This window comes from Phycicoccus sonneratiae, from assembly GCF_016887965.1.
In the GTDB taxonomy this organism is placed as follows: Bacteria; Actinomycetota; Actinomycetes; order Actinomycetales; family Dermatophilaceae; genus Phycicoccus; species Phycicoccus sonneratiae.
Window position 1 is genome coordinate 33,806 of the sequence record NZ_JAFDVD010000007.1, and the last position, 19,782, is coordinate 53,587.

General features: G+C 76.4%; 15 protein-coding genes. 3 read left to right on the forward strand and 12 right to left on the reverse strand.

The window, feature by feature from the left end; genetic code table 11:
• Nucleotides 1-2: 2 nt before the first annotated feature.
• The 8 genes from JQN70_RS05610 to JQN70_RS05645 are packed head-to-tail and all read right to left on the reverse strand — an operon-like array spanning nucleotide 3 to nucleotide 7,738.
• Nucleotides 3-1,457, reverse strand: a complete 1,455-nt coding sequence (locus tag JQN70_RS05610) for a proton-conducting transporter transmembrane domain-containing protein (RefSeq protein WP_204130350.1) — start codon at nucleotides 1,455-1,457, stop codon at nucleotides 3-5.
• Nucleotides 1,454-2,929, reverse strand: a complete 1,476-nt coding sequence (locus JQN70_RS05615) for a complex I subunit 4 family protein (RefSeq protein ID WP_307835837.1) — start codon at nucleotides 2,927-2,929, stop codon at nucleotides 1,454-1,456. Before JQN70_RS05615 ends, JQN70_RS05610 begins: the two co-directional genes overlap by 4 nt.
• Nucleotides 2,926-4,803 (reverse strand): NADH-quinone oxidoreductase subunit 5 family protein, encoded by a 1,878-nt coding sequence (locus JQN70_RS05620; protein ID WP_204130352.1) that lies wholly within the window; start codon nucleotides 4,801-4,803, stop codon nucleotides 2,926-2,928. Before JQN70_RS05620 ends, JQN70_RS05615 begins: the two co-directional genes overlap by 4 nt.
• On the reverse strand, nucleotides 4,800-5,123 hold the full coding sequence (gene nuoK / locus JQN70_RS05625) for an NADH-quinone oxidoreductase subunit NuoK (RefSeq protein WP_204130353.1): 324 nt from the start codon (nucleotides 5,121-5,123) through the stop codon (nucleotides 4,800-4,802). The genes JQN70_RS05620 and nuoK overlap by 4 nt, the downstream gene beginning before the upstream one ends.
• A complete protein-coding gene (locus tag JQN70_RS05630) occupies nucleotides 5,120-5,644 on the reverse strand; it encodes an NADH-quinone oxidoreductase subunit J family protein (RefSeq protein ID WP_204130354.1) in 525 nt (174 codons plus the stop codon). Before JQN70_RS05630 ends, nuoK begins: the two co-directional genes overlap by 4 nt.
• A complete protein-coding gene (locus JQN70_RS05635) occupies nucleotides 5,641-6,267 on the reverse strand; it encodes a NuoI/complex I 23 kDa subunit family protein (RefSeq protein WP_204130355.1) in 627 nt (208 codons plus the stop codon). The genes JQN70_RS05630 and JQN70_RS05635 overlap by 4 nt, the downstream gene beginning before the upstream one ends.
• Nucleotides 6,264-7,220 carry a complex I subunit 1/NuoH family protein gene (locus JQN70_RS05640; protein ID WP_204130356.1) on the reverse strand — a complete coding sequence of 319 codons (957 nt, stop codon included), beginning with the start codon at nucleotides 7,218-7,220 and terminating at the stop codon, nucleotides 6,264-6,266. The genes JQN70_RS05635 and JQN70_RS05640 overlap by 4 nt, the downstream gene beginning before the upstream one ends.
• On the reverse strand, nucleotides 7,217-7,738 hold the full coding sequence (locus JQN70_RS05645) for an NADH-quinone oxidoreductase subunit C (protein WP_204130357.1): 522 nt from the start codon (nucleotides 7,736-7,738) through the stop codon (nucleotides 7,217-7,219). Before JQN70_RS05645 ends, JQN70_RS05640 begins: the two co-directional genes overlap by 4 nt.
• A gap of 211 nt (nucleotides 7,739-7,949) precedes the next feature.
• Between JQN70_RS05645 and JQN70_RS05650 the strand changes: the two genes are divergently transcribed.
• The 3 genes from JQN70_RS05650 (at nucleotide 7,950) to JQN70_RS05660 (ending at nucleotide 8,926) form a co-directional block, all read left to right on the forward strand.
• Nucleotides 7,950-8,438 carry a hypothetical protein gene (locus tag JQN70_RS05650; RefSeq protein WP_204130358.1) on the forward strand — a complete coding sequence of 163 codons (489 nt, stop codon included), beginning with the start codon at nucleotides 7,950-7,952 and terminating at the stop codon, nucleotides 8,436-8,438.
• 81 nt (nucleotides 8,439-8,519) lie between these two features.
• Nucleotides 8,520-8,723, forward strand: a complete 204-nt coding sequence (locus JQN70_RS05655; protein ID WP_204130359.1) for a hypothetical protein — start codon at nucleotides 8,520-8,522, stop codon at nucleotides 8,721-8,723.
• 5 nt (nucleotides 8,724-8,728) lie between these two features.
• Nucleotides 8,729-8,926 carry a hypothetical protein gene (locus JQN70_RS05660; protein WP_204130360.1) on the forward strand — a complete coding sequence of 66 codons (198 nt, stop codon included), beginning with the start codon at nucleotides 8,729-8,731 and terminating at the stop codon, nucleotides 8,924-8,926.
• Between the two features lie 30 nt (nucleotides 8,927-8,956).
• Here the strand turns inward: JQN70_RS05660 and JQN70_RS05665 are convergent, their stop codons facing one another.
• From JQN70_RS05665 to JQN70_RS05680, 4 genes are read right to left on the reverse strand one after another with little or no spacing between them, the layout of a single operon-like run.
• The gene (locus JQN70_RS05665) at nucleotides 8,957-11,332 is read right to left on the reverse strand and encodes a transglutaminase-like domain-containing protein (protein ID WP_204130361.1); all 2,376 of its coding nucleotides are present in this window, start codon (nucleotides 11,330-11,332) and stop codon (nucleotides 8,957-8,959) included.
• Nucleotides 11,329-12,528 (reverse strand): DUF58 domain-containing protein, encoded by a 1,200-nt coding sequence (locus JQN70_RS05670; RefSeq protein ID WP_204130362.1) that lies wholly within the window; start codon nucleotides 12,526-12,528, stop codon nucleotides 11,329-11,331. Before JQN70_RS05670 ends, JQN70_RS05665 begins: the two co-directional genes overlap by 4 nt.
• Nucleotides 12,529-12,535: 7 nt before the next feature.
• Complete coding sequence (locus JQN70_RS05675) at nucleotides 12,536-13,522, reverse strand: AAA family ATPase (RefSeq protein WP_204130363.1); 987 nt, start codon at nucleotides 13,520-13,522, stop codon at nucleotides 12,536-12,538.
• A 55-nt stretch (nucleotides 13,523-13,577) separates the two neighbouring features.
• Entirely contained in the window at nucleotides 13,578-19,772 is a 6,195-nt protein-coding gene (locus JQN70_RS05680) for an Ig-like domain-containing protein (RefSeq protein WP_204130364.1), read from the reverse strand.
• Between the last annotated feature and the right edge of the window lie 10 nt (nucleotides 19,773-19,782).

Genomic DNA, 19,782 nt, shown 5'->3' on the forward strand with positions numbered 1-19,782 from the left:
GGTCAGCCGAGCCCGCCGAGCAGGGCGTGCGGCAGGGCGCTCGTCACGAGCAGCACGGCGGTCCCGAGCACGACGACGACCGTCGTGGAGCGGGCCCGCGACCCCTCGTGTGCCGGCTCGTCGCCCTCCCCGGGCCGGGCCACGAGCACCGCCACCCAGCGGAGGTAGACGGCGATGCCGAGGACGACCGCGACGACGGCCGCGGCCGCGACCGGCCAGACGCCCTCGGCGACCGGGGCCGCGACGGCGAGCACCTTGACGACGAGCCCGACGACCCCGGGCGGCAACCCGGCGAGGACGAGCAGGGCCAGGGCCAGCGCCCCACCGGCGAGCGGGTCGCGGCGCAGCAGGCCCCGGGTCGCCGCGAGCGAGCGCGCGCCGGTGCGGGCGAGCACCCCGAAGGCCACGGCGGTGGCGGCGGCGTAGGTGAGGACATAGCCGGCCGAGGCCCGCAGCCCGTCGCTGCTCAGCGCGGTGAGGGGCACGACGACCCAGCCGGCCTGCGCGATGGTCGACCACGCGAGGAGGCGCACGGCGTCGTCCTGCCGGAGGGCCACGACCGTGCCGAGCAGCAGCGAGGCGGCGGCGGGCAGCCCGAGGAGCACGACGACCACCGAGCCCGCCGACCCCACGAGCGCCTCGACGACGACGAGCAGGGCCGCGGCCGCCGACAGCTTGGAGGCCGCGGCGAGGAAGAGCGTCGTCCCGAGGTCCGTCGTGGCGTAGGCCTGCGGGGTCCAGGCGTGGAAGGGGACGAGCGAGAGCTTGAAGCCGACGCCCGAGACGAGCGCGGTGACGGCGAGCACGAGGACGGCTCGGCGCTCGGGGTCGGCCCAGGCGGCGGCGACCGACTCGGGCGAGAACGCGGCGTCGCCGGTCGCCGTGAGCCACAGCCCGGCCCCGAGGACGAGCAGCGCGAAGGACGCGAGGGAGGTGACGAGCAGGCTGAGGCCGCCGTGCGCCGCGGCGCGGGTGCCCCGGAGCACGACGAGGGCGACCGCCGGGACGGTGGCCAGCTCGAGGGCGACGAGCCAGGTCCCGAGGTCGCGGGCCGCGGCCACCGCAACGCCGCCCGTCGTCGCCGCGAGCAGCAGCGTGGCGGTGACGGTGGTGTCGCGCAGCCGGGGTCGGGCGTCGTGGTGCACGGCGAGGGCGGCCGCCGCGGCGAGCAGGACGCCCGCCTGGAGGGTCGAGGTGCGCGGCCCGGCGGTCCACAGGCACGCGCCGTCGGGGGCGGGGAGGCACAGGGTGCGCAGCGGCGTGGCGGGGTCGAGGAGGCTGCCGCGCAGGGCGAGCACCGCGCCGGCGACGAGGACGACCGCCGCGACGGGCAGCGCCCACCGTCCGCCCCGACGGGCCGGTGACACCGCGTCACCGACGAGGACGAGGACCACCCCGAGCACCGGGGCCAGGGCCGGCGCGAGCACGAGCCAGTCGACGGTGACGAGCGTGCTCATCGCGCACCGCCGACCGTCGCGACGGCGTCGGCCGTCACCGAGAGGACGAGCATCGGGGCCACCCCGAGGACGACGACGAGCCCCGCGAGGCCCGCGAGCACCCACCGCTCGACACCGACGGTGTCGGCGGTCCGGCGGGCCTCGGGGTCGGGCCGGTCACCCGCCCAGACGAGGCCGGCGACGCGGAGCGCGTACGCCGCGGCGAGGGCCGCCCCGACGGCCGCGACGACCGCACAGGTGACGAGGACGGCCCGCGGGCGGTCGGCCGCCGGCGCCCACGCCGCGTAGACGGCGAGCAGCTCGCCCCAGAACCCCGCGAGCCCCGGGAGCCCGAGCGAGGCGGCGAGCCCGATGACGAGCGCGAACCCGAGCCGGGGCGAGGTCTCGCGCAGGGCCGGGCGGCGCACGGCGAGGTCGACGTCGCCCCAGCGCTGCTTGAGCCCGCCGACGAGGACGAACAGCAGCGCCGACACCAGCCCGTGCGCGACGTTGGCGTAGAGCGCGGCCTGGAGCCCGGTCTCCGAGCCGCTGGCGAGGGCGAGCACCACGAAGCCCATGTGCGCCACCGACGAGTAGGCGATGAGCCGCTTGAGGTCGCGCTCGACGAGGCAGACCAGCCCGCCCCAGACGATGCCCAGCGCCCCGGCGACCGCGAGCACGGGCGCGAGCCGGCCGAACCCGTCGGGGACCGTGGCGACCGGCAGCCGGACCAGCCCGTAGGTGCCCATCTTGAGAAGGACGGCGGCGAGGAGCACCGACCCGGCCGTCGGCGCCGTCGTGTGCGCCGGGGGCAGCCAGGTGTGGAACGGCAGCACCGGCACCTTGACGGCCAGCCCGACGACGAGCAGGGCGGCCACGCCCATCTGCGCGCCCGGACCGAGCGCCGCCCCCGCGCCGCCGGCGAGCTCGCGCAGGTCGGCGGTGCCGGCCGCTGCGACGAGGGCGAGGATGCCGACAAGCATCGTCGTGGACCCGACGGCCGTGTAGAGGACGAAGCGCTGTGCGGCCTCGGTGCGCGCCCGGGGGTCGTGCGGGTCGCCGTACCGGCCGACGAGCACCCACATCGGGACGAGGACGACCTCGAAGGCGACGAGGAAGAGGACGGCGTCGCGGGCCGTGAAGGTCGCGAGCGCACCGGCCTCGACGAGGAGGAGGCAGCCGAGGAAGGTCGCCGGCGTCCCGCCCGCGGGCACCTCGACCCAGGCGTGCGCCGTGACGACGAGCCCCATGAGCACGGTGAGCAGGACGAGCGGCACCGAGATGCCGTCGGTGCCGAAGGACCACCGCACCCCGAGCTCGGGCAGCCAGGCCCGGTCGACGGCGGCCTCGGTGACGACGACGCCGACGGCCAGGCCGGCGGTCGCGACCGCGGTGAGCAGGGCCAGCCAGCGGGCGGGGCGCACCGGCAGGGCACGACCGCCGGAGACGAGCCACAGCCCGACGGCGGCCGGCACGGCGAGGAGCAGGCTCACGACCACGCGAGCACCCCCACGAGCCCGAGGACGACGACCGCCCCGAGCACGAGCCCGACCCCGGCGCTGGGCCGCTCGCGCCGGTGCGCCCGCTGCCCCGCCCAGCCGGCGGCCCGCGCCGCGACGGCCGTGCCGCGGACGTAGGCGTCGACGACCTCGGTGTCGACGAAGGCGACGACCCGGGCGAGGCGCAGCACCGGACGGGCGACGAGGCGCCGGTACAGGGCGTCGACCCCGAGCCCCCGGTCGGCGTGCGGGACGAGGCGCCGGGCGAGCACCTCCGCGGGGTCGCGGTCGAAGCCGCCGCGCAGCGCGACGGCCACGCCGACCCCGACGACGAGCACGGTGAGCAGGAGCCAGAGCAGCGAGACGCGGTGCACCGCGAAGGAACCCGTGAGCACGACGAGCCCCCCGAACACGGTGAGCACGACGAGGACCCACAGCAGGCCGGGCACGGTCGGGGGCACCCGGCCGGCCTCGGGACGACGCCGCACGTGCGCGGTGAGGACGAGGTAGCCGCGGGTCGAGTACGCCGCGGTGACGGCCGAGGTGAGCACGAGCGCGACGAGGACGAGCACCCCCGGCCCGTCGGCGGCGACCGCACCGTCCCAGGCCGAGGACAGCACGTGCTCCTTCGAGACCCCACCGACGACGAGCGGGACGCCGGCGAGCGAGAGGAAGCCGACGAGGAAGGCGGCGCGCAGCACCGGCGTGGCGGCCCCGCTCCCCCGCAACGCGGTGGCCGCCGTCCCACCCGCGGCGACGGCGGCCCACCCGATGGCGAGGAAGAGCAGCGACTTGAAGATCGCGTGCGACCACAGGTGCAGCAGACCGGCATCGGGGTCGACGCCGGGACCCGCGACCGCCACTGCGGCGAGCATCACCGACACCTGGCTGACGGTGGACCACGCGAGCATCCGCTTGAGGTCGCTCTGCGCGAAGGCCAGCAGGGCGGCGAGCAGCATCGTCACGGACACGGCGACGCCGAGGAACCAGCGGGCGCTCGGGCTGTCCTCGAGCAGCGGGTGCAGCCCGGTGAGCACGACCGTGCCGGCGGCGACCATCGTCGCCGCGTGGATGAGCGCGCTGGCCGGCGTCGGGCCCTCCATCGCGTCGGCGAGCCAGTCCTGGAACGGCACCTGCGCCGACTTGCCGAGGACGCCGACGACGACGAGGGCCAGCAGGACGGCCCGCAGGCGCGCATCCGGTGCGGCACAGGCGGTCAGGGCGTCCCCGAGCACCGAGCCGCCCGCGACGGCGGTGTCGATGCATTGCGTCGGGCGGTCCCACGCCTCGAGGACCGTGCCGAGGTCCGTGGACCGCGCCCCGGCCGCGAGACCGACGAGCCCGAGGACGAAGCCGATGTCGGCGACCCGGGTGACGAGGAAGGCCTTGAGGGCGGCGCGGCGGGCGCTCGGCCGGCGCGACCAGTGGCCGATGAGCAGGTAGGAGCACCAGCCCATGAGCTCCCAGCCGACGATGGTCAGGACGAGGTCGGAGGAGACGACGACGAGGAGCATCGCGGCGCTGAAGAGCGAGACCGTGGCGGCGAACTGGCCGTAGCGGTCGTCGGTGCGCAGGTACCACGTGGAGTACAGCTGCACCGCCGTGGCGACGAGGGCCACGACGGTGGCGACGGCGAGGCGTGTGGGGTCGCTCGTCACCCCGAGCGGCACCTGCAGCTCGCCGACCGGGAGGGCCGGTCCGAAGCCGATGACGGTGCCGGACTGGCCGATCCACGCGACGAGCGCGAGCAGCAGCGTGGCACCGGCGCCGAGCACGGCGAGGACCTGGGCAATGCGGTCGTCGCGACGCACGGCGACCCCGAGGCCGGCGGCGACGGCCGGCACGACGACGAGCAGCCAGGGGTTCACGGCGCCTCCTCCCGGTCGGTGGCGTCGCTCGCGGCGTCGAGGTCGATGCTCCCGCGCAGCCGGAAGACCGCGAGGACAACGGCCAGCGCGACGACGACCTCGGCGGCGGCGATGGTGATGACGAAGAGCGGCAGGACGCTGCCGGCCGCCCAGCGGTCGGCGCCGGTGGCCTGCGTGGTGAGGAGGAGGACGAGCCCGCCGCTGAGCACGAGCTCGACGCCGACGAGCAGCAGGACGGCGTTGCGGCGCACCGCGATCCCCGCCACGCCGAGCCCGACGAGGGCCGCGGCCAGCAGGTACGGGCCGACGAGGTGGATCACGGGCGGACCCCCGTCGCGGGGTCGTCGTCGGCCGGGCCGCGCGCGACGGCGAGCCCGCCCACGAGGGCCGCGAGGAGCAGCAGCGAGAGCAGCTCGAAGGGCCACACCCAGGTGCCGAACAGCTGCCCGGCGACCTGGGTCGTCGAGACGTCGGCGCGCCGCACGGTGCCGTCGGCCAGCGGCACGAGCACCGAGGCGAGCAGCCCCGCGGTGGCCAGCCCGAGCAGGGCCGCGCCGGCCGCCCGCCACGGCCCGACGGCGTGCGCGCGGTCCGGCCCGATGGGGGCCCGGGTGAGCATCAGCGCGAAGAGGACGAGGACGACCACTGCCCCGACGTAGACCAGGACGAGGACGAGCGCGACGAGCTCGGCGCCGAGGACGAGGAGCGCGCCCGCGACGCCGAGGAGGGCGACGACGAGCCACAGGGCCGCGTGCACGACGTGCCGCGTGGTGACGGCGAACAGCCCGCCGAGGACGGCGAGCACGGCGCTCGCCGCGAAGGCGGTGTCGAGCGCGGTCACGAGGGGTCCTCGGGCGGGTCCTTCTGCACGACCTTCGGCCGCACGGTGCGGGGCGGCCGGGCGCCGGCCCCGCCGACGAGCCCGGTGCCGCGCGCCGGCCGGTTGACCGCCGCGACCTCGGCGGGCTCGGCCGCCGACTCGTCGAGCGCCGGCGGCGGCGGGACGGTGGCCATCCACTCGCCGAGCCGGTCCTTCTCGTGGAGCAGGTCGCGGATGTCGACCTCGGCGTACTCGAACTGCGGGCTCCAGAAGAGGGCGTCGAACGGGCACACCTCGATGCAGATGCCGCAGTACATGCAGAGCGAGAAGTCGATGGCGAACCGGTCGAGGACGTTGCGCTGGCGCTCGCGGCCGCCCTCGGTGGTCGCCGGGATCGTCTCCTTGTGCGAGTCGATGTAGATGCACCAGTCCGGGCACTCGCGGGCGCAGAGCATGCACGAGGTGCAGTTCTCCTCGAGCAGCGCGATGACCCCGCGGCTGCGCGGCGGCAGGGTCGGCGCGACGTCCGGGTACTCGTGGGTGTGGCTGGGGCGCAACGCGGTCCGGGCCGTCGTGGCCAGGCCCTTGAGGACCCCCGGCAGCCCGCCGTCGCGTCCTCGTTCGTCCTTCGGCTCGGTGCTCACCAGCCCACCACCACCCCGACGCCCGTCAGCAGGAGCTGGCCGAGCGCCAGCGGCACGAGCCACAGCCAGGCCATCCGCTGGAGCTGGTCCTCGCGCAGCCGCGGCCAGGCGACGCGCACCCACACGACGACGAGCGAGACGACGAACCCCTTGAGCAGGAACCACAGCCAGCCGAGGGCGTCGCTGAACGGCCCGTGCCAGCCGCCGAGCCAGAGGGTCGTGAAGAGCAGCGACATGACGACGATGCCCGCGTACTCGGCGAGGAGGAAGAAGGCGAAGCGCAGGCCGGTGTACTCGGTCCAGGCGCCCATGACGAGCTCGGCGTCGGCGACCGGCATGTCGAAGGGTGGGCGCTGCAGCTCGGCGACCGCGGCCACGAGGAACACCACCGCGCCGGGCAGCTGCCAGAGCAGCCACCACGGGCTCCACGCCTCGACGAGCCCGGCGAGCGAGAGCGACCCGCCCGCGAGGGCCACCGAGGCGACGGCGAGCACGACGGGCAGCTCGTAGGACACGAGCTGGGCCGCGGCCCGCAGGCCGCCGATCAGCGAGTACTTGTTCGCGCTCGACCAGCCGGCCATCAGCGTGCCGAGCGCCCCGACGGACGTGGCGGCGAGGACGAGGAGCACCGACCCCGGCACCTCGACGGCGGCGACGCCGGGGTGCACCGGCAGGGTGGCGAGGGCGACGAGGTACGGCACGAGGGCGACGGCCGGGGCGAGCCGGAAGACCCACCGGTCGGCGGCCGCCGGGACGATGTCCTCCTTCTGGACGAACTTCACGCCGTCCGCGACGAGCTGGGCCCAGCCGTGGAAGCCGCCGGCGTACATCGGGCCGAGCCGGCCCTGCATGTGCGCCATCACCTTGTGCTCGGCCTGCCCGACGAGCAGCGGCAGGACGAGGAACGCCGCGAGCGCCGCGACGGCTCGCAGCACCACCTCGAGGAGAGTCATCGCGGACCCCACTCCGGCGGTGGGACGCCCGGGGCCTGCACCCGGCGGCGGCTCGGCGAGCGCGCGGAGTCGTGGCCCTCCCCCGGCTCCTTGCCGCCCGGCCAGGGCTTGGACGCGCGCGCGGCGAGCTGGAAGGACTTGCGCAGCGGGGTCCCCTCGAAGCCGTCGGGCAGCAGGAGCGGGCGCAGGCCGAGGCCGCTGCCGTCGTCGAAGCCGGCAACGTCGATGCCGAACATCTCGTGGGTCTCGCGCTCGTGCCAGGCGGCGCCGGCGAACACCGGGGTGAGCGAGTCGATGGCGGCGCCGTCGGGCAGCCGGGTGGTGAGCAGCAGGCCGCGCAGGGCGCCGGGCACCGACACGTCGTAGAGGTGGCAGAGCACGTCGAAGCCGGGGGCGGCCTCGTCGTCGGTGCGGTCGACGGCGCTCAGCCAGTCGAGGAAGGCGAACCCGTCGTCGCGCGCGGCGGCGGCGGCCTCGCGCCACCCGCCGGGCTCGACCACCCGTGTCTCGTCCGCCACGTCCGGCAGCCTAGCGAGACACCGCCTCCACGCACCCGAGCGCACCCGCCGGAGGTCCGCCGAACGCCTCTCCCCCGGAACGCCGCGCTTCCCCCGGGAACGGTTGCGGGGTGAAGCGCACCGGTATCGGGTGACCCGATACTCGTGCGACAGGAGGGGTTCGGCGTCGAAGGCCGGGTCGAATACACCCCGTGCTGGTTACGATGACGCCGTGGCCGAGCCCGACGCGCCCGAGGTCCTCGAGGACGTCGACGGCGACACCGTCCCCCGCTCCCGGCTGCGCGCCGCGTGGGGCCCACCCGAGACGCTCGACACGCCTGGGACGCCCGGGACGCCCGGGACGCCCGCTCCCGCCGCACCCGCCGTGCCCACCCCGGCGGCCCGTCCCCTCGTCGCCGACCCGCCGGAGCCCGCCCGCGCCGCCGAACGCCGCACCGGCCCGGACCTCGAGCACCGCATCGCGCCGTGGGCCGTGCCGCCGGCCTCGACGATGGTCCCGCCGGCACCGCCGCACAGCCCGGCCGGGCCGGCACCCGCCGAGCCCGCTCCGTCGCCCACGGGCGGCTCGGCGTCGCGGGCCCGCGCGCACGAGCGCTTCGCCCCGCCGCGCGGTGCGGTCGACCTCGCCCCCGACCGCGCCACGCCGCTCACCGACCCCCCGCGCCGGGGCCGGTGGCCCTGGCGCCGACGTCGCGGCTGACCGGCCCCGGCGACGGCCCGACCTCCTGTTCACCGGGGCCGCCCGGCGGTATCCTCGGGTACCGACGACAAGGGGGTCCCGATGACCAGCAGCACCCGCACACCGTTCCTCTGCCGCACCAACCTCCGGCACGTCTGGGAGGTCGCGCACACCGACGACGGCGCCCGCTTCGTCCGCTGCGCGAAGTGCCTCCGCGAGCGCGACTCCGGCCCCGGCGGCAACGTCACCGGTCCCGGCGCCATGAGCGCCGGCAGCACCTCCGGCATCAGCGGCGGCGGCTTCTGAGCACCGTGGCCTCCACGCCGCGACGCGTCCCGTTCCTGTGCCGCACCAACCTGCGCCACCGGTGGGAGAACGCCCACACCGAGGACGGCGAGCGCTTCGTCCGGTGCGCCCTGTGCATGCGCGAGCGTTGGACGGGCCCGCGCGGCAACGTCACCGGCCCCGGCTCGATGAGCGTCGGCCAGATCAGCGGCGGCAACTACTGAGCCGACCCCGCCGCGGCGGGTGGCCCGGAGTCACCCGGCCGAGGCCGACACCGGCGCCGTGATGCGCCCGGCGTGGATGCCGGACGGCGTGCGGCGGGCCGCGGCCCGCCGCGACGGCAGGAGCGAGGTCAGGGCGACCGCCCGGCGCCAGCGCTCGCGACGCGTCCGGCCCTCGGCGAGCTCGTGCCGGGCGCGGCCGGCCAGGGCCCAGGCCCGCTCGGCGGTCGCGTCGTCGGCGCCCGCCGGCCCGAAGGTCGCCCCGTCGACCGCGCGCGCGGTGTCGAGCAGGGCCGCGCCACCGACCGACGCGGCCACCTCGCGGCGGGTGTCCCGGCGCGAGACCGCGTAACCGGCGTCCCGCAGGGAGTCGAGCACGTCGTCCCACGCGGCCGCCGAGCGCGCGGCGGCCGATCCGCGCCGCGTGCGCAGCACCCGGCGCAGGGTCTTGACGAGGACGAGCAGGCCCGTCCAGAGCGGGATCCCGAGCACCGGCACCGCCGCGGCGGCGATCGTCACCCGCGCCCACAGCGGCAGCGGGAAGGTCACCTCGGGTGCGGTGGTCCGGCTGCGGCCGCTCGCGGACTCGTCGAGCGAGAAGCCGTCCTCGCTGCTCGGCGGTCGCTGCGCGGTGGGCGGCGGCACGGTGGCGGCCCGGCTGGTGTCCTGCTCGACGACCGCCCGGGGCTTCGGCTTCTTGTCGCGCGCCGGCACGAACTCGTCGGGGGCGATGAGCTGCCAGCGCGTGCCGTCGTGCACCTCGACCCACGCACGCACGTCGCGGCCGCGGACGAGGCCGTCGGCCTCCGGCAGCGCCCCGAGGACGACGCGGGCCGGCATCCCGAGGTAGGCGGCCGACAGTGCGAGCGTCGCGGCGAACTGCTCGTCGTTGCCGGCCGGCTCGGACTCGGCGACGAACGACGTGAGGCGGCCGGAGGAGTGCCCCGGGAGGATGGTCTCCTCGCCCGTGCCGCCGTCGCTGTAGGCACCCGTGGTCCGCAGCCGGGTGGCCACCGCCCGCAGCTGGGTCATGGGGTCGCCACCGGCGGTCGCGCTCGCGGCGACGAGCCGGGCCATCGGCTGGGCGAGGGTCGGGTCGACGGGCGGGGCGGTCGGGACCGAGGTCTGCGGGGCGCCGATCCGCTCGTCGAGCACGTAGGTCTCGCCGGCCGACAGCCGCTGCGGCAGCACGGCGGCCCCGGTGTCGAGGTTGTAGCGCAGCTCGTCGGCGCGGTCCTGGGCCCGCGGCCCCTCGAACCGGATGCGCGTCTCGCTGCCGACGGTGGGCACCCAGATGCCGAGGTCGCGGCGGTCGGCCCAGTCCTTGCCGACGGTCACCGTGGCGCGGGCCTCGCGGCCGCCGTCGGGGCGCGGGATCCGGGCGCCGACCCGCAGGAAGGTGCCGGATCCCGCGGCCGAGGTCGGCGTCGCGTTGCCCGCGGCCCACACCGTGCCGGAGTAGGTGTCGACGGTGGCCAGCCGCAGCAGCGTCCCCTGCGGGAGCCCGCCGACCCGCACCAGCTCCTTGTCGGCGAGGTCCTCGGCGACCGGCCGGAAGGAGCGGAAGGCCGCGAGCGGGCTCGGGCGGTCGGTGGCCGCGTACGGGGGCTCGACGTGCTCGCGCAGCACCTGCCGCTGTGTCGTCCCGGTCCACGGGACCGCCCCGATGACGATGACGCCGACGACCACGAGGAGCAGCGCCGCGGTGCCGAGCCGCTCGAGGTTGCGCGCTGTGTGCACGACGACCCGGCGGCGCGAGCGCGTTGTGCCCCAGACGAGCGCGGCGACGAGCAGCACCGCCCCGCGGGCGACCACGCCGCCCGGCTCGACGACCCCGAAGGCCACCGACGCGGCGCCGACGAGGGCCGGCACGAGGACCGGAAGGTACGGGGACCACACGCGGCGGGCCACGAGCAGCGTCGCGCACCCCCCGACGAGGGCGAGCAGGAACGGGAGGAGCGACAGCGGCCCGGCGCCGTCGACCGGCGGCAGGGTCGTGAGCAACCGGCGCCAGCCGTCGGTCGCGGTGTCCGCGAGGGCGGCCCACGACGTCGGGGTCGGCCACGGACCGGCCGAGGTGCTCCGCATCGTCAGCGGTGGGGCGAGCAGCGCGACGAGGACGAGCAGCGCCGGGGCCGCGGCCCACCACGGCATCCGGAAGCGGTCGAGGGCGAGCGCGAGGACCATCCCGGCGACGAGGGCGACCGCGCTCGTGACGACCCACCACGGCCCGTCGTAGGTGCCCACGAGGGCGCTGAGGGCCGTCGCGGTGAGCACCGTCGTGCCCAGCGCGTCGATGGCGATGTTGCGCCGCCGCCGGGCCTGCGCGCGGGCCCGGCGGGTCTGCGGGGCCGGGGTCGGCGGGGCGACGGGCGCCGCGCGGACGGGGTCGCGGGTCAGGGTCGTCACTGGCCCCCCACCACCCGGACGAGGCGCGGCAGGTCGGCGAGCGAGCCGACGGTGAGGAAGGTGATGCCGAGGACCGCCGAGGCGCTGCTGCGCTGGTCCGGCGAGAAGCGGAGGACGAAGAGGCGCACGTGCGGGCCGAGGTGCCCCGCGGCCCGCTGGACCTCGGCGACCGGGGTGTCCGGGCCGGTGACGACGACGGCGATCGAGGTCCCCGGGGCCAGGCCCGCGAGCCGGGCGGCGAGGGTCGGCAGGTCGGTGTCGTCGGGCTCGACCCGGGAGAAGCCGTCGAGGGTGCGGGCGACGCCGGCCCGGTCGACGGCGTGCGACCCGGCGACGACGCTGACGTCCATCTCGTCGCGCAGCGCCCGGACGGCCACCGACGCCGCCGCCGTGACCGCCGCCTCGAAGGTGTCCTCGTCGGCGTACCCCTCGGCCCGCGCGTCGAGCAGCACGCCGAGGTGGCTGCGGCGCGTGTCGGTGTAGCCCTTCATCATGAGCGTCGTCGTGCCGGCGGCGGCCGACATCCGGGCCGAGGACTGCCAGTGCACGTGCCGGCGGTCGTCGCCGGGCAGGTAGGCCCGCAGGGTGTGGAAGTCGAGGTCCGACACCGAGGGGTCCTGGGTCGGGCGGCCCTCGAGGTCGCGCACGAGCCCGGCGTCGAGCGAGGGCAGGCGCACCACCTCGGGGTGCACGAAGAGCTCGACGGTGCGCGAGGTGTTGAGGGCCCGCCGGGCCAGCCCGAACGGGTCGCCGAGCACGGTGGTCACGGGTCCGACGAGCACCACCCCGCGCCGGGTCGTCGGGATCTCGAACGGGTAGTCGACGCGCACGCCGGGCCCGAGCGAGGGCATCCGGAAGGCCTCGACGCGGCCGTCGACCGGCACCTCGAGGTCGGCCGGCGCGACCCGTCGGCTGCGGCCGTTGGTCACGAGCAGCGAGCCGTCGGCGGTCGTCCCCGGGCGCACCCGGACGGGGTGGACCGTGAGGTCGAGGTCGACGCGCGAGCCGCCCAGGCTCATGAGCACCGACAGGACGAGGAGGACGACGAGGCCCATCCCGACGATGCGGGCCTCGTCCCACGCCAGCAGCCAGCCGACGAGCACCGCGAGCACCCCGACGACCCCCGCACCCCAGCCGGTGCGGGTCACGACGGACCGCTCCCGGAGGAGGTCGAGGAGGCGGCGGAGGGAGGTCACGGTCGGGTCAGCGGTCGGCGGTCGCGGCGGCGGGGAGCGGGATGGCGTCGAAGAGCTCGTCGATGACGTCGAGCATCGTCACGCCGTCGAACTGGGCGTCGGCGTCGAGGAGCATGCGGTGCTGCATGACCGGGACGGCGAGCTCCTTGAGGTCGTCGGGGACGACGTAGTTGCGACCCTGCCCGGCGGCCCAGGCCTTCGCCGCGTGGACGTACCCGAGCAGCCCGCGCACCGAGAGGCCGAGCCGGACGTGCCGGTGCTCGCGCGAACGCTCGGCGACCGTCTGGGTGAACTCGAGCAGCGGGCGCGACACGTGCACCGAGCGGGCGATCTGGCGCATCCGCAGCACCTGCGTGCCGTCGATGACGGGGGTCACCGAGGCCGCGCGGTCGCGGACGGCCAGCCCGGAGAGCACGCCGATCGTGGCCTCCGGGTCCGGGTAGCCGATGGCCGTCTTCATGAGGAACCGGTCGAGCTGGGCCTCGGGGAGCCGGTAGGTGCCGGCCTGCTCGATGGGGTTCTGGGTCGCGATGACCATGAACGGCGAGGGCACCTGGTGCGTCGTGCCGTCGACGGTGACGCGGCCCTCCTCCATCACCTCGAGCAGCGAGGACTGGGTCTTCGGCGACGCGCGGTTGATCTCGTCGGCGAGCACGATGTTCGCGAAGACCGGGCCGCGGCGGAACTCGAAGGCCTGGGCGCGCGGGTCGTAGATCGAGGCGCCGGTGACGTCGGAGGGCAGCAGGTCGGGCGTGAACTGGATCCGCTGGTGGCTGCCGCGCACCGCGCCGGCGAGCGAGCGGGCCAGGCTCGTCTTCCCGGTGCCGGGCACGTCCTCGAGGAGCAGGTGGCCCCCGGCCGCGAGGCAGGCCACGCTCAGCTGGACGACCCGCTCCTTGCCGACGAGCGCGGCGCCGACGGCGTCGACGATCGTCGCGAAGGTCTCGCCGAACCAGGCGATCTCGTCGGCGTGGGCCAGGGGCTCGGTGCTCATGGGGTCCTCGTCATGGGCTCGGGGGCGGGGGTCCTCGGGGGGCGGGTGGCGCGGCTCACGGCGCCACCCACGTGCGTCGCACCGGGGTCTCGGGCGAGACCCCGTCGTCACAGGTGATGGTGTACCGCGTCCCGGACGTCGCGGTGAACTCCGACGCGGGGATCGCCCGGGTGCCGTCGCCGCCGGTGTCGGTGGGCAGGCCGACGGTCGTCGTGCCCCCGCTGCCCGCCTCGTCGACGACGCACTGGAGCGTGGTGCTCGGCGACAGGTTGTTCGCGGTGAGGGTGAGCGCGACCCCGCCACCGGGCAGCGCCTCGCCGGCCGCGCGCACCGACCCGCTGCCCGTGCTGCCGGCCCCGGCCGCCGACTGCGACTCCGAGCCGCGGCTCGCCGTCGCCGTGATGGCCAGGGCGCTCGAGAAGCCGGCCTTGACGGCGTACCGGCGCGACCACGGGCCGTTGCCCGTCGTGTCGTCGCCGACCGGCGCGGCGTTGCCCCCGGTGACCGCGACGGCCACCGTCGCCGGCCGGCCGTTCGGGTCGGCCGTCACGGTGAAGAACACGTACGGGCCCACGGTCTGCACGTCCTCGACGCTCACCGGGCCGAGCGGCCCGTAGACGACGTCGGAGGTCACCTGCGTCGACGACGACAGCTCGCCGCTGTTCGTCGCGGTGAGCGTCAGCGTGTACTCGGACCCGTTCGCCGGGACGGTGACGACCTCGTCGAACCGGGTGGGCTCCGCGGGGGCCGGCCAGCTGCCGCAGGTCGCACCGGACACCCGGCAGGTGATGGTCAGGGAGTCGTCGCGCGCGGCCGGGGAGGTGAACCGCAGCCGGATCGTGCGGTCCTCCCCGGTGGCGACGGCGGAGGCGTTCGAGAAGTCGCCCGGCGTGCCGATCGCCTCGAGGGAGGCCGGGGCGCTGGCCGGCGAGCTGTAGAAGGGGTTGGACGCGACGACGCGGTACTCGTAGGTGGAGCCGTCGTTCTCGACGGCGTCGGCGTCGCACCGGGTGGCCGACGTGCGGCACACGTCGGTGCTGCCGCCGGGTCCGGTGCGGGTGACCGTGTAGGACGTGTCGCCGGGACCGTTGGGCGAGACCGCGTTCCAGCTGACGACGACCGCCTGCCGCGCCCCGCCGGCGACCTCGGTGGCCTCGAGGCGCGGGGCGTCCGGCGTCGCGGGAGTGCCGGCGGACTGGCCCTCGACGGTGACCCCCGGCCCCCATCCGGCGGTGTTGCGGGCCCGGATGGTGAAGGGGGTCGGCAGCGTGTTGTCGAGGCCGGTGGGCGTCACCGAGGTCGACGTCGTCTCGAGCCGGCCGCCGGGCCAGGTGACGAGGTAGCGGTCGACGGCCGAGCCCTGCGTCGGGGCCGGGCTCCAGGTGACCGTGACGGTGCGGTTCGCGGGGTCGACGACCCGCGGGTCGACCGGCGCGCCGGGCACCTCGTCGGGGACGATCGGCGCCGAGGCCGCGCTCGGCGGGCCCCAGCCGACGGCGTTGCGGGCCCGCACGGTGAAGCGGTGCTCGGTGGCGTTGGTCAGGCCGGTGACGAGGCAGGGCGAGGCGTCGCAGAGCTGGGTGCCGCCACCCTCCCAGCGCACCTCGTAGGCCTCGACCGGCAGCCCGTTGTCGTTCGGGGCCTGCCAGGTGAGCCGCGCCGACCGGCTGAGCGTCGGGCCGGTCTGGGCCGGGGTGCCGGGGGCGTCGGGCACCCCGAGCACGTCGATGCTCAGCGTGCCGGTGCCCTGCCGGTCGCGGCGGGTCGTGGACTCGACGTCGGTGATGGTGACGCGGACGGTGATCCGGCCGCGGGCGTCCCCGGCCGGCGTGACCGACAGCGTCGTCGGCCCGTCCTGCGTCACCGAGGCCGCCGACCCGGACGTCCGCTCGAACCCGACGATCGAGAACGCCGGGTCGCCGAGGCGGGAGGAGAGGTACCCCTCGATGTTCACGGTCGCCGTGGAGCCGGCCCGCACGCCGGACACGACGACGGGTGACATCGTCGGCGGCTCGGCGGGGGCCACCCGCACGGTGATGACGGCCGGCACCGCCTCGGTGCCCTCGGCGGTGACGAGCATCCGGGCCGTCGAGCCCGGGACGGCCGCGGCCCCCGCCTCGACGACGAGCGTGTCGTCGCCGCGGTTCGAGACCGTGAGCCCGGCGACCGGCGACTCGAAGCGCCCGGTGAACCGCAGGTCGGTGAGGCCGTCCGGGGTGGCCGTCCACACGTGGCAGAGCTGCGGGATGCCCAGCGGTCGCGAGGTGCCGCCGACGACGACGTCGATCGCGGTCGGCGGGCAGCGCAGCACGGGCGTCTCGGGCCCGACCTGCACCGGCACGGTGAGGAAGGCCCGGCGCGCGGTGGGGTCGTCGGCGGTGGCGGCCGTGGAGACCTCGAAGGCGATGGCCGCCGGTCCGACGTACCCGGCGAGGCCGGTGACCCGCAGCCGCGAGGGGCCGTCGGCCTCGACGCGCAGCTTGCCGGCCGGCGACGCGGCGAGCCGGTCGTCGGTGGTGAGCGTCAGCTCGCGCCCCGCGGGGTCGACGACGACGTCGTCGAGGTCGACCGTGGCGGTGGCGTTGCGGTCGACCCGCACGAGGGCGTCCTCGCGGACGCTCGGGGCGCCCGAGCCGCCGGCCGGCACGTGGACGAGCCCGAGGGCGGCCGCTCCCCCGGCGTCGGTGACCTCGAACGAGAGGACCTGCGGGGCGTCGGTGACCGGGAGGGTGACGACGCCGCCCTCGATGCGGGCCCCGGGCGCGTTGAAGACGCGCGTCACGGTGAGCGCGCCGCCCGGGGAGTCGGGGTCGACCGCGCCGGCGAGCAGGTCGACGTCGACCGAGGTGGCGCCGGGCCCGGGCTGGGCGAGGGCGTTGCGCGGCACCGGCGGCAGGTTGGTACCCGCGCGGCCGCGGACGTGCACGGTGGCGGTCGACGGCTCGCCGCTCGCCCCCGTGATCGAGTAGCGGATGGCGAGCGGCTGGTCGGCCGGTGGCGCGGTGACGGTGATCCGCCCGGACGTCGCGTCGAGGGTGGCGCGGCCGGCGAGGTCGGGGTTGAGCGGCTCGAGCGGCTCGACGGTGGCCCGCTCCCCGATCGGCTGGATGTCGTTGGCGAGCGCGTCGACGACCACCGTCGCACCCGGGGCGACGGTGACGTCGTCGTCGACCGCCACGACCGGCTGCGGGTCGCCCGGCGGGGCGACGGCGATGCGGACCGTGCCGGTGCCGACCTTCCCGTACCGGTCGCCGAGGAGGTAGGTGAAGTCGTCGGTGCCGCCGCTCGTCGGGTACGCCTGGTAGGTGATCGACGAGGGCGTGACGGCGAGCACCCGGCCGAGGCTCGGCGCGGAGGCCAGGCCGGCGAGCGTGGTGGAGTCGCCGTCGGGGTCCGAGCCGGAGGCCGCCACCGAGACGGTGATGGTGTCGCCGGCCACGACCCGGCCCTCGAGGGTCGGTGGGGCCGGCGCCCGGTTGAGCCGCTCCGGAGAGGGCGGCGGGACGACGTTGATCCGCGCCAGGCCGCTCGCCCGCGCGCCGGAGGGGCTCTCGACGACGTACGTGACGGCGACCGTGCGCGCGGTCGTGACCTCGGGGGCCTGGTAGCGCACGACGGAGCCGGCGACGTACGCGGCGCCGACGTCGTCGGTGGTCGGCCCGCCGTCCGGTCCCCCGACGGGCAGGGTGCCCGGGCGGGGCGCGCCCTCGACCCGCGGGGAGAGCCGGAGGGTCGCGCCGGTGGGGTCGACGTCGTTGTCGAGCACCGGGACCGACACGTGGTCGCCGGAGCGGACCGTGGCCGTGTCGTCGACGACGAGCGGGGTGTCGTCGGCGGGCTCGGGCAGCTGGAGCACCGAGACGTCGCCCGTGGCGTTGCGTCCCTCGCCGTTGGTCACCGTGTACCTGACGAGCGCCGGGTTGGGCCGCAGGGACGGGCTGGTGGCGGCGATGCGCAGCCAGCGACCGCGCAGGACCGCGACGTCGACGGCATCGGACTCGGTCTTCGCGCCCTGGACGACGAGCAGCCCGCCGGCGGGGTCGACGTCGTTGGCGAGGACGTCGACGATCGTCGCGGTCTGGCTGCGCAGGACCGCCTGGTCGGGCATCGCGGTGATCGCCCCCGGCCGGTCGCTGGCCGCCCGGACGTCGACGCGGATGGCGCCCCGCGCGATGTTCGCGTCGCCGTACCGCACGGGGTACGTGAGGAGGTAGGTGCCGGGCGCACCGGCGGTGACCGACACGGTGCCGGCCTCGAGGCTCGTGTCGACGGTCGTGCCGTCCGGCGCGGTGACGGCGCCCGCGAGCTGGAGGCTGGCCGACGGGTTGACGGGGTCGGTGCCGGGCACGTCGTTGTCGAGGGGCCGCAGGACGATCGGCTTGCCGACCTCGCCGCGTCCGACGTCCGGCAGCGGCGTGGCCGGCGTCGTGCGCTGCGCGTCGGCGGCCAGCACGTCGACCGAGAGTCGGCCGACGGTCGAGGCCGTGCCGTCGGACACCGTGTACTCGACCGTGCGCGGGCCGGCGTCGCCGCCCGCGGTGTACCGGATCCGGCCGTCCGGCGTGAGGCCCACCGGGGTGTCCTCGTCCTTGGCGGAGGTGACGGCGACCGGGTCGGAGTCGGGGTCGCGCCAGTCGCCGACGACCGGCACGCTGACCGAGCCCTTGTTGACGACGCTCGTCACCGAGGGCACGAAGTCCGGGCGCAGCGCCGGGGCGCCGTTCTCGTCCGGCGAGCGCACCTCGACCGTGACGCGGGCCGACGAGCTGTTGCCGCGGCCGTCGTCGATGACGTAGTCGAACTCGGCCGAGCGGGCGGTGGGTTCGAGCGTCAGCTGCACCGCCTGGCCGTCCGGCGAGATCGCCACCGCGCCCGTGGCGGACGGCAGGGGCGACACCTTGGTGATCGACAGGACGCTGCCCGAGGGGTTCGCGTCGTTGTCGAGGACGTGGAGGATGCTCGTGCGGCCCGGCCGGGCACCGAGGGTGTCGTCACGGGCCTGCGGCGGCTTCGAGCTCCGGTCGACGGTGCTCGACTGGTCGGGGTCCTTCGGCGGGGACTGCGACGACGGTGGGGCGACGGCGTCCCAGTTGTCGAGCCGTCGACCGGTGTCGAGCGACCACACGGCGCCGGTGGACCCGTCGTTGAGCGCGACCGAGCGGTGGTTGAGGCGCAGGTGCGGGGAGATGAGCGTGCTCGCCCGGTCGAGCCGCACGTCCTGAACGGTCCCGCCGCAACCCTTGACCGCGCGCCCGGGGCTGCCGGACCACGCCGCGTAGGTGCAGCCGTCGAGGACGACGGGCGCGGCGGCCGGGCCGGTGCCGCCGTCGGTGACGGTGCGGGCCACGCCGGTGGCGAGGTCGACCGACACGAGGGCCCGAGGGGTGGCGACGAGCACCTCGCCGTCGACCCGTCCCTCCTCCGGCACGCCGTCGGTGAGGGACGTGCCGGTGACCGACGTGCGGGTGCCGTCCGGCCGGGCGATGACGCCCGTGACGGTGTCGAGGACGACCGGGCCGTCGGTGGTCAGCACGAGGTGGGCGTCCTGCAGGGGTCCGCCGAGCGAGCGCGAGTCCGTGCCGAAGCGGCCGTCGCCGGTGGGTCGCAGGATGACGAGCCGGCCGCCGGACCCCGCGGCGTAGGCGGTGCCCTCGTCGTCGACGGCGACGTCGGCGGTCAGGGCGTCCCCGGTGACGTCGGGGGCGATGGGCACCTGCGCGACCGGTGCGGTGGAGAAGCCGTCGACGCCGACGGCCGTCGGGGTCGTCGAGACCGACGCCTTCACCTCGCCGGAGTCGGGGTCGACGAAGACCGCGGTCCCGTTGCCGACGGCCAGGGGTGCGGACGGGGGCACGGCGACGGTCCGGTCGGTGACGAGCGTGCCGGCGCGGACGTCGACGGGGGCCACCTTCCCGGTGACCCGGTCTCGGGTGAGCACCGACGACCCGGACTGGACGACGTCGAGCTGGTAGCTGGGGCCGCGCTCCTCACCGGGTACGAAGGCGGCGTCGAGGTGCGCGGCGGGGGCGTTGAGGCGGCCGAAGAGCCCGCCGCGGTCGTTCGTGACCCACAGGGTGCCGTCGTTGGCCTCGAGGTGGTCGCTCGTGTAGCCGGGGCTGCGCGTGGCCGCGTACCCGTACCCGCCGAGCACGACGGCGAGCACGGTGGCGACGACGACCCCCGTGCGGGGTCGCCGAGGACCGCGACGTGCCGCATGGCCGCGCCGCGTCGTCCCGCGCTCCTCGCTCATGATCCCTGGG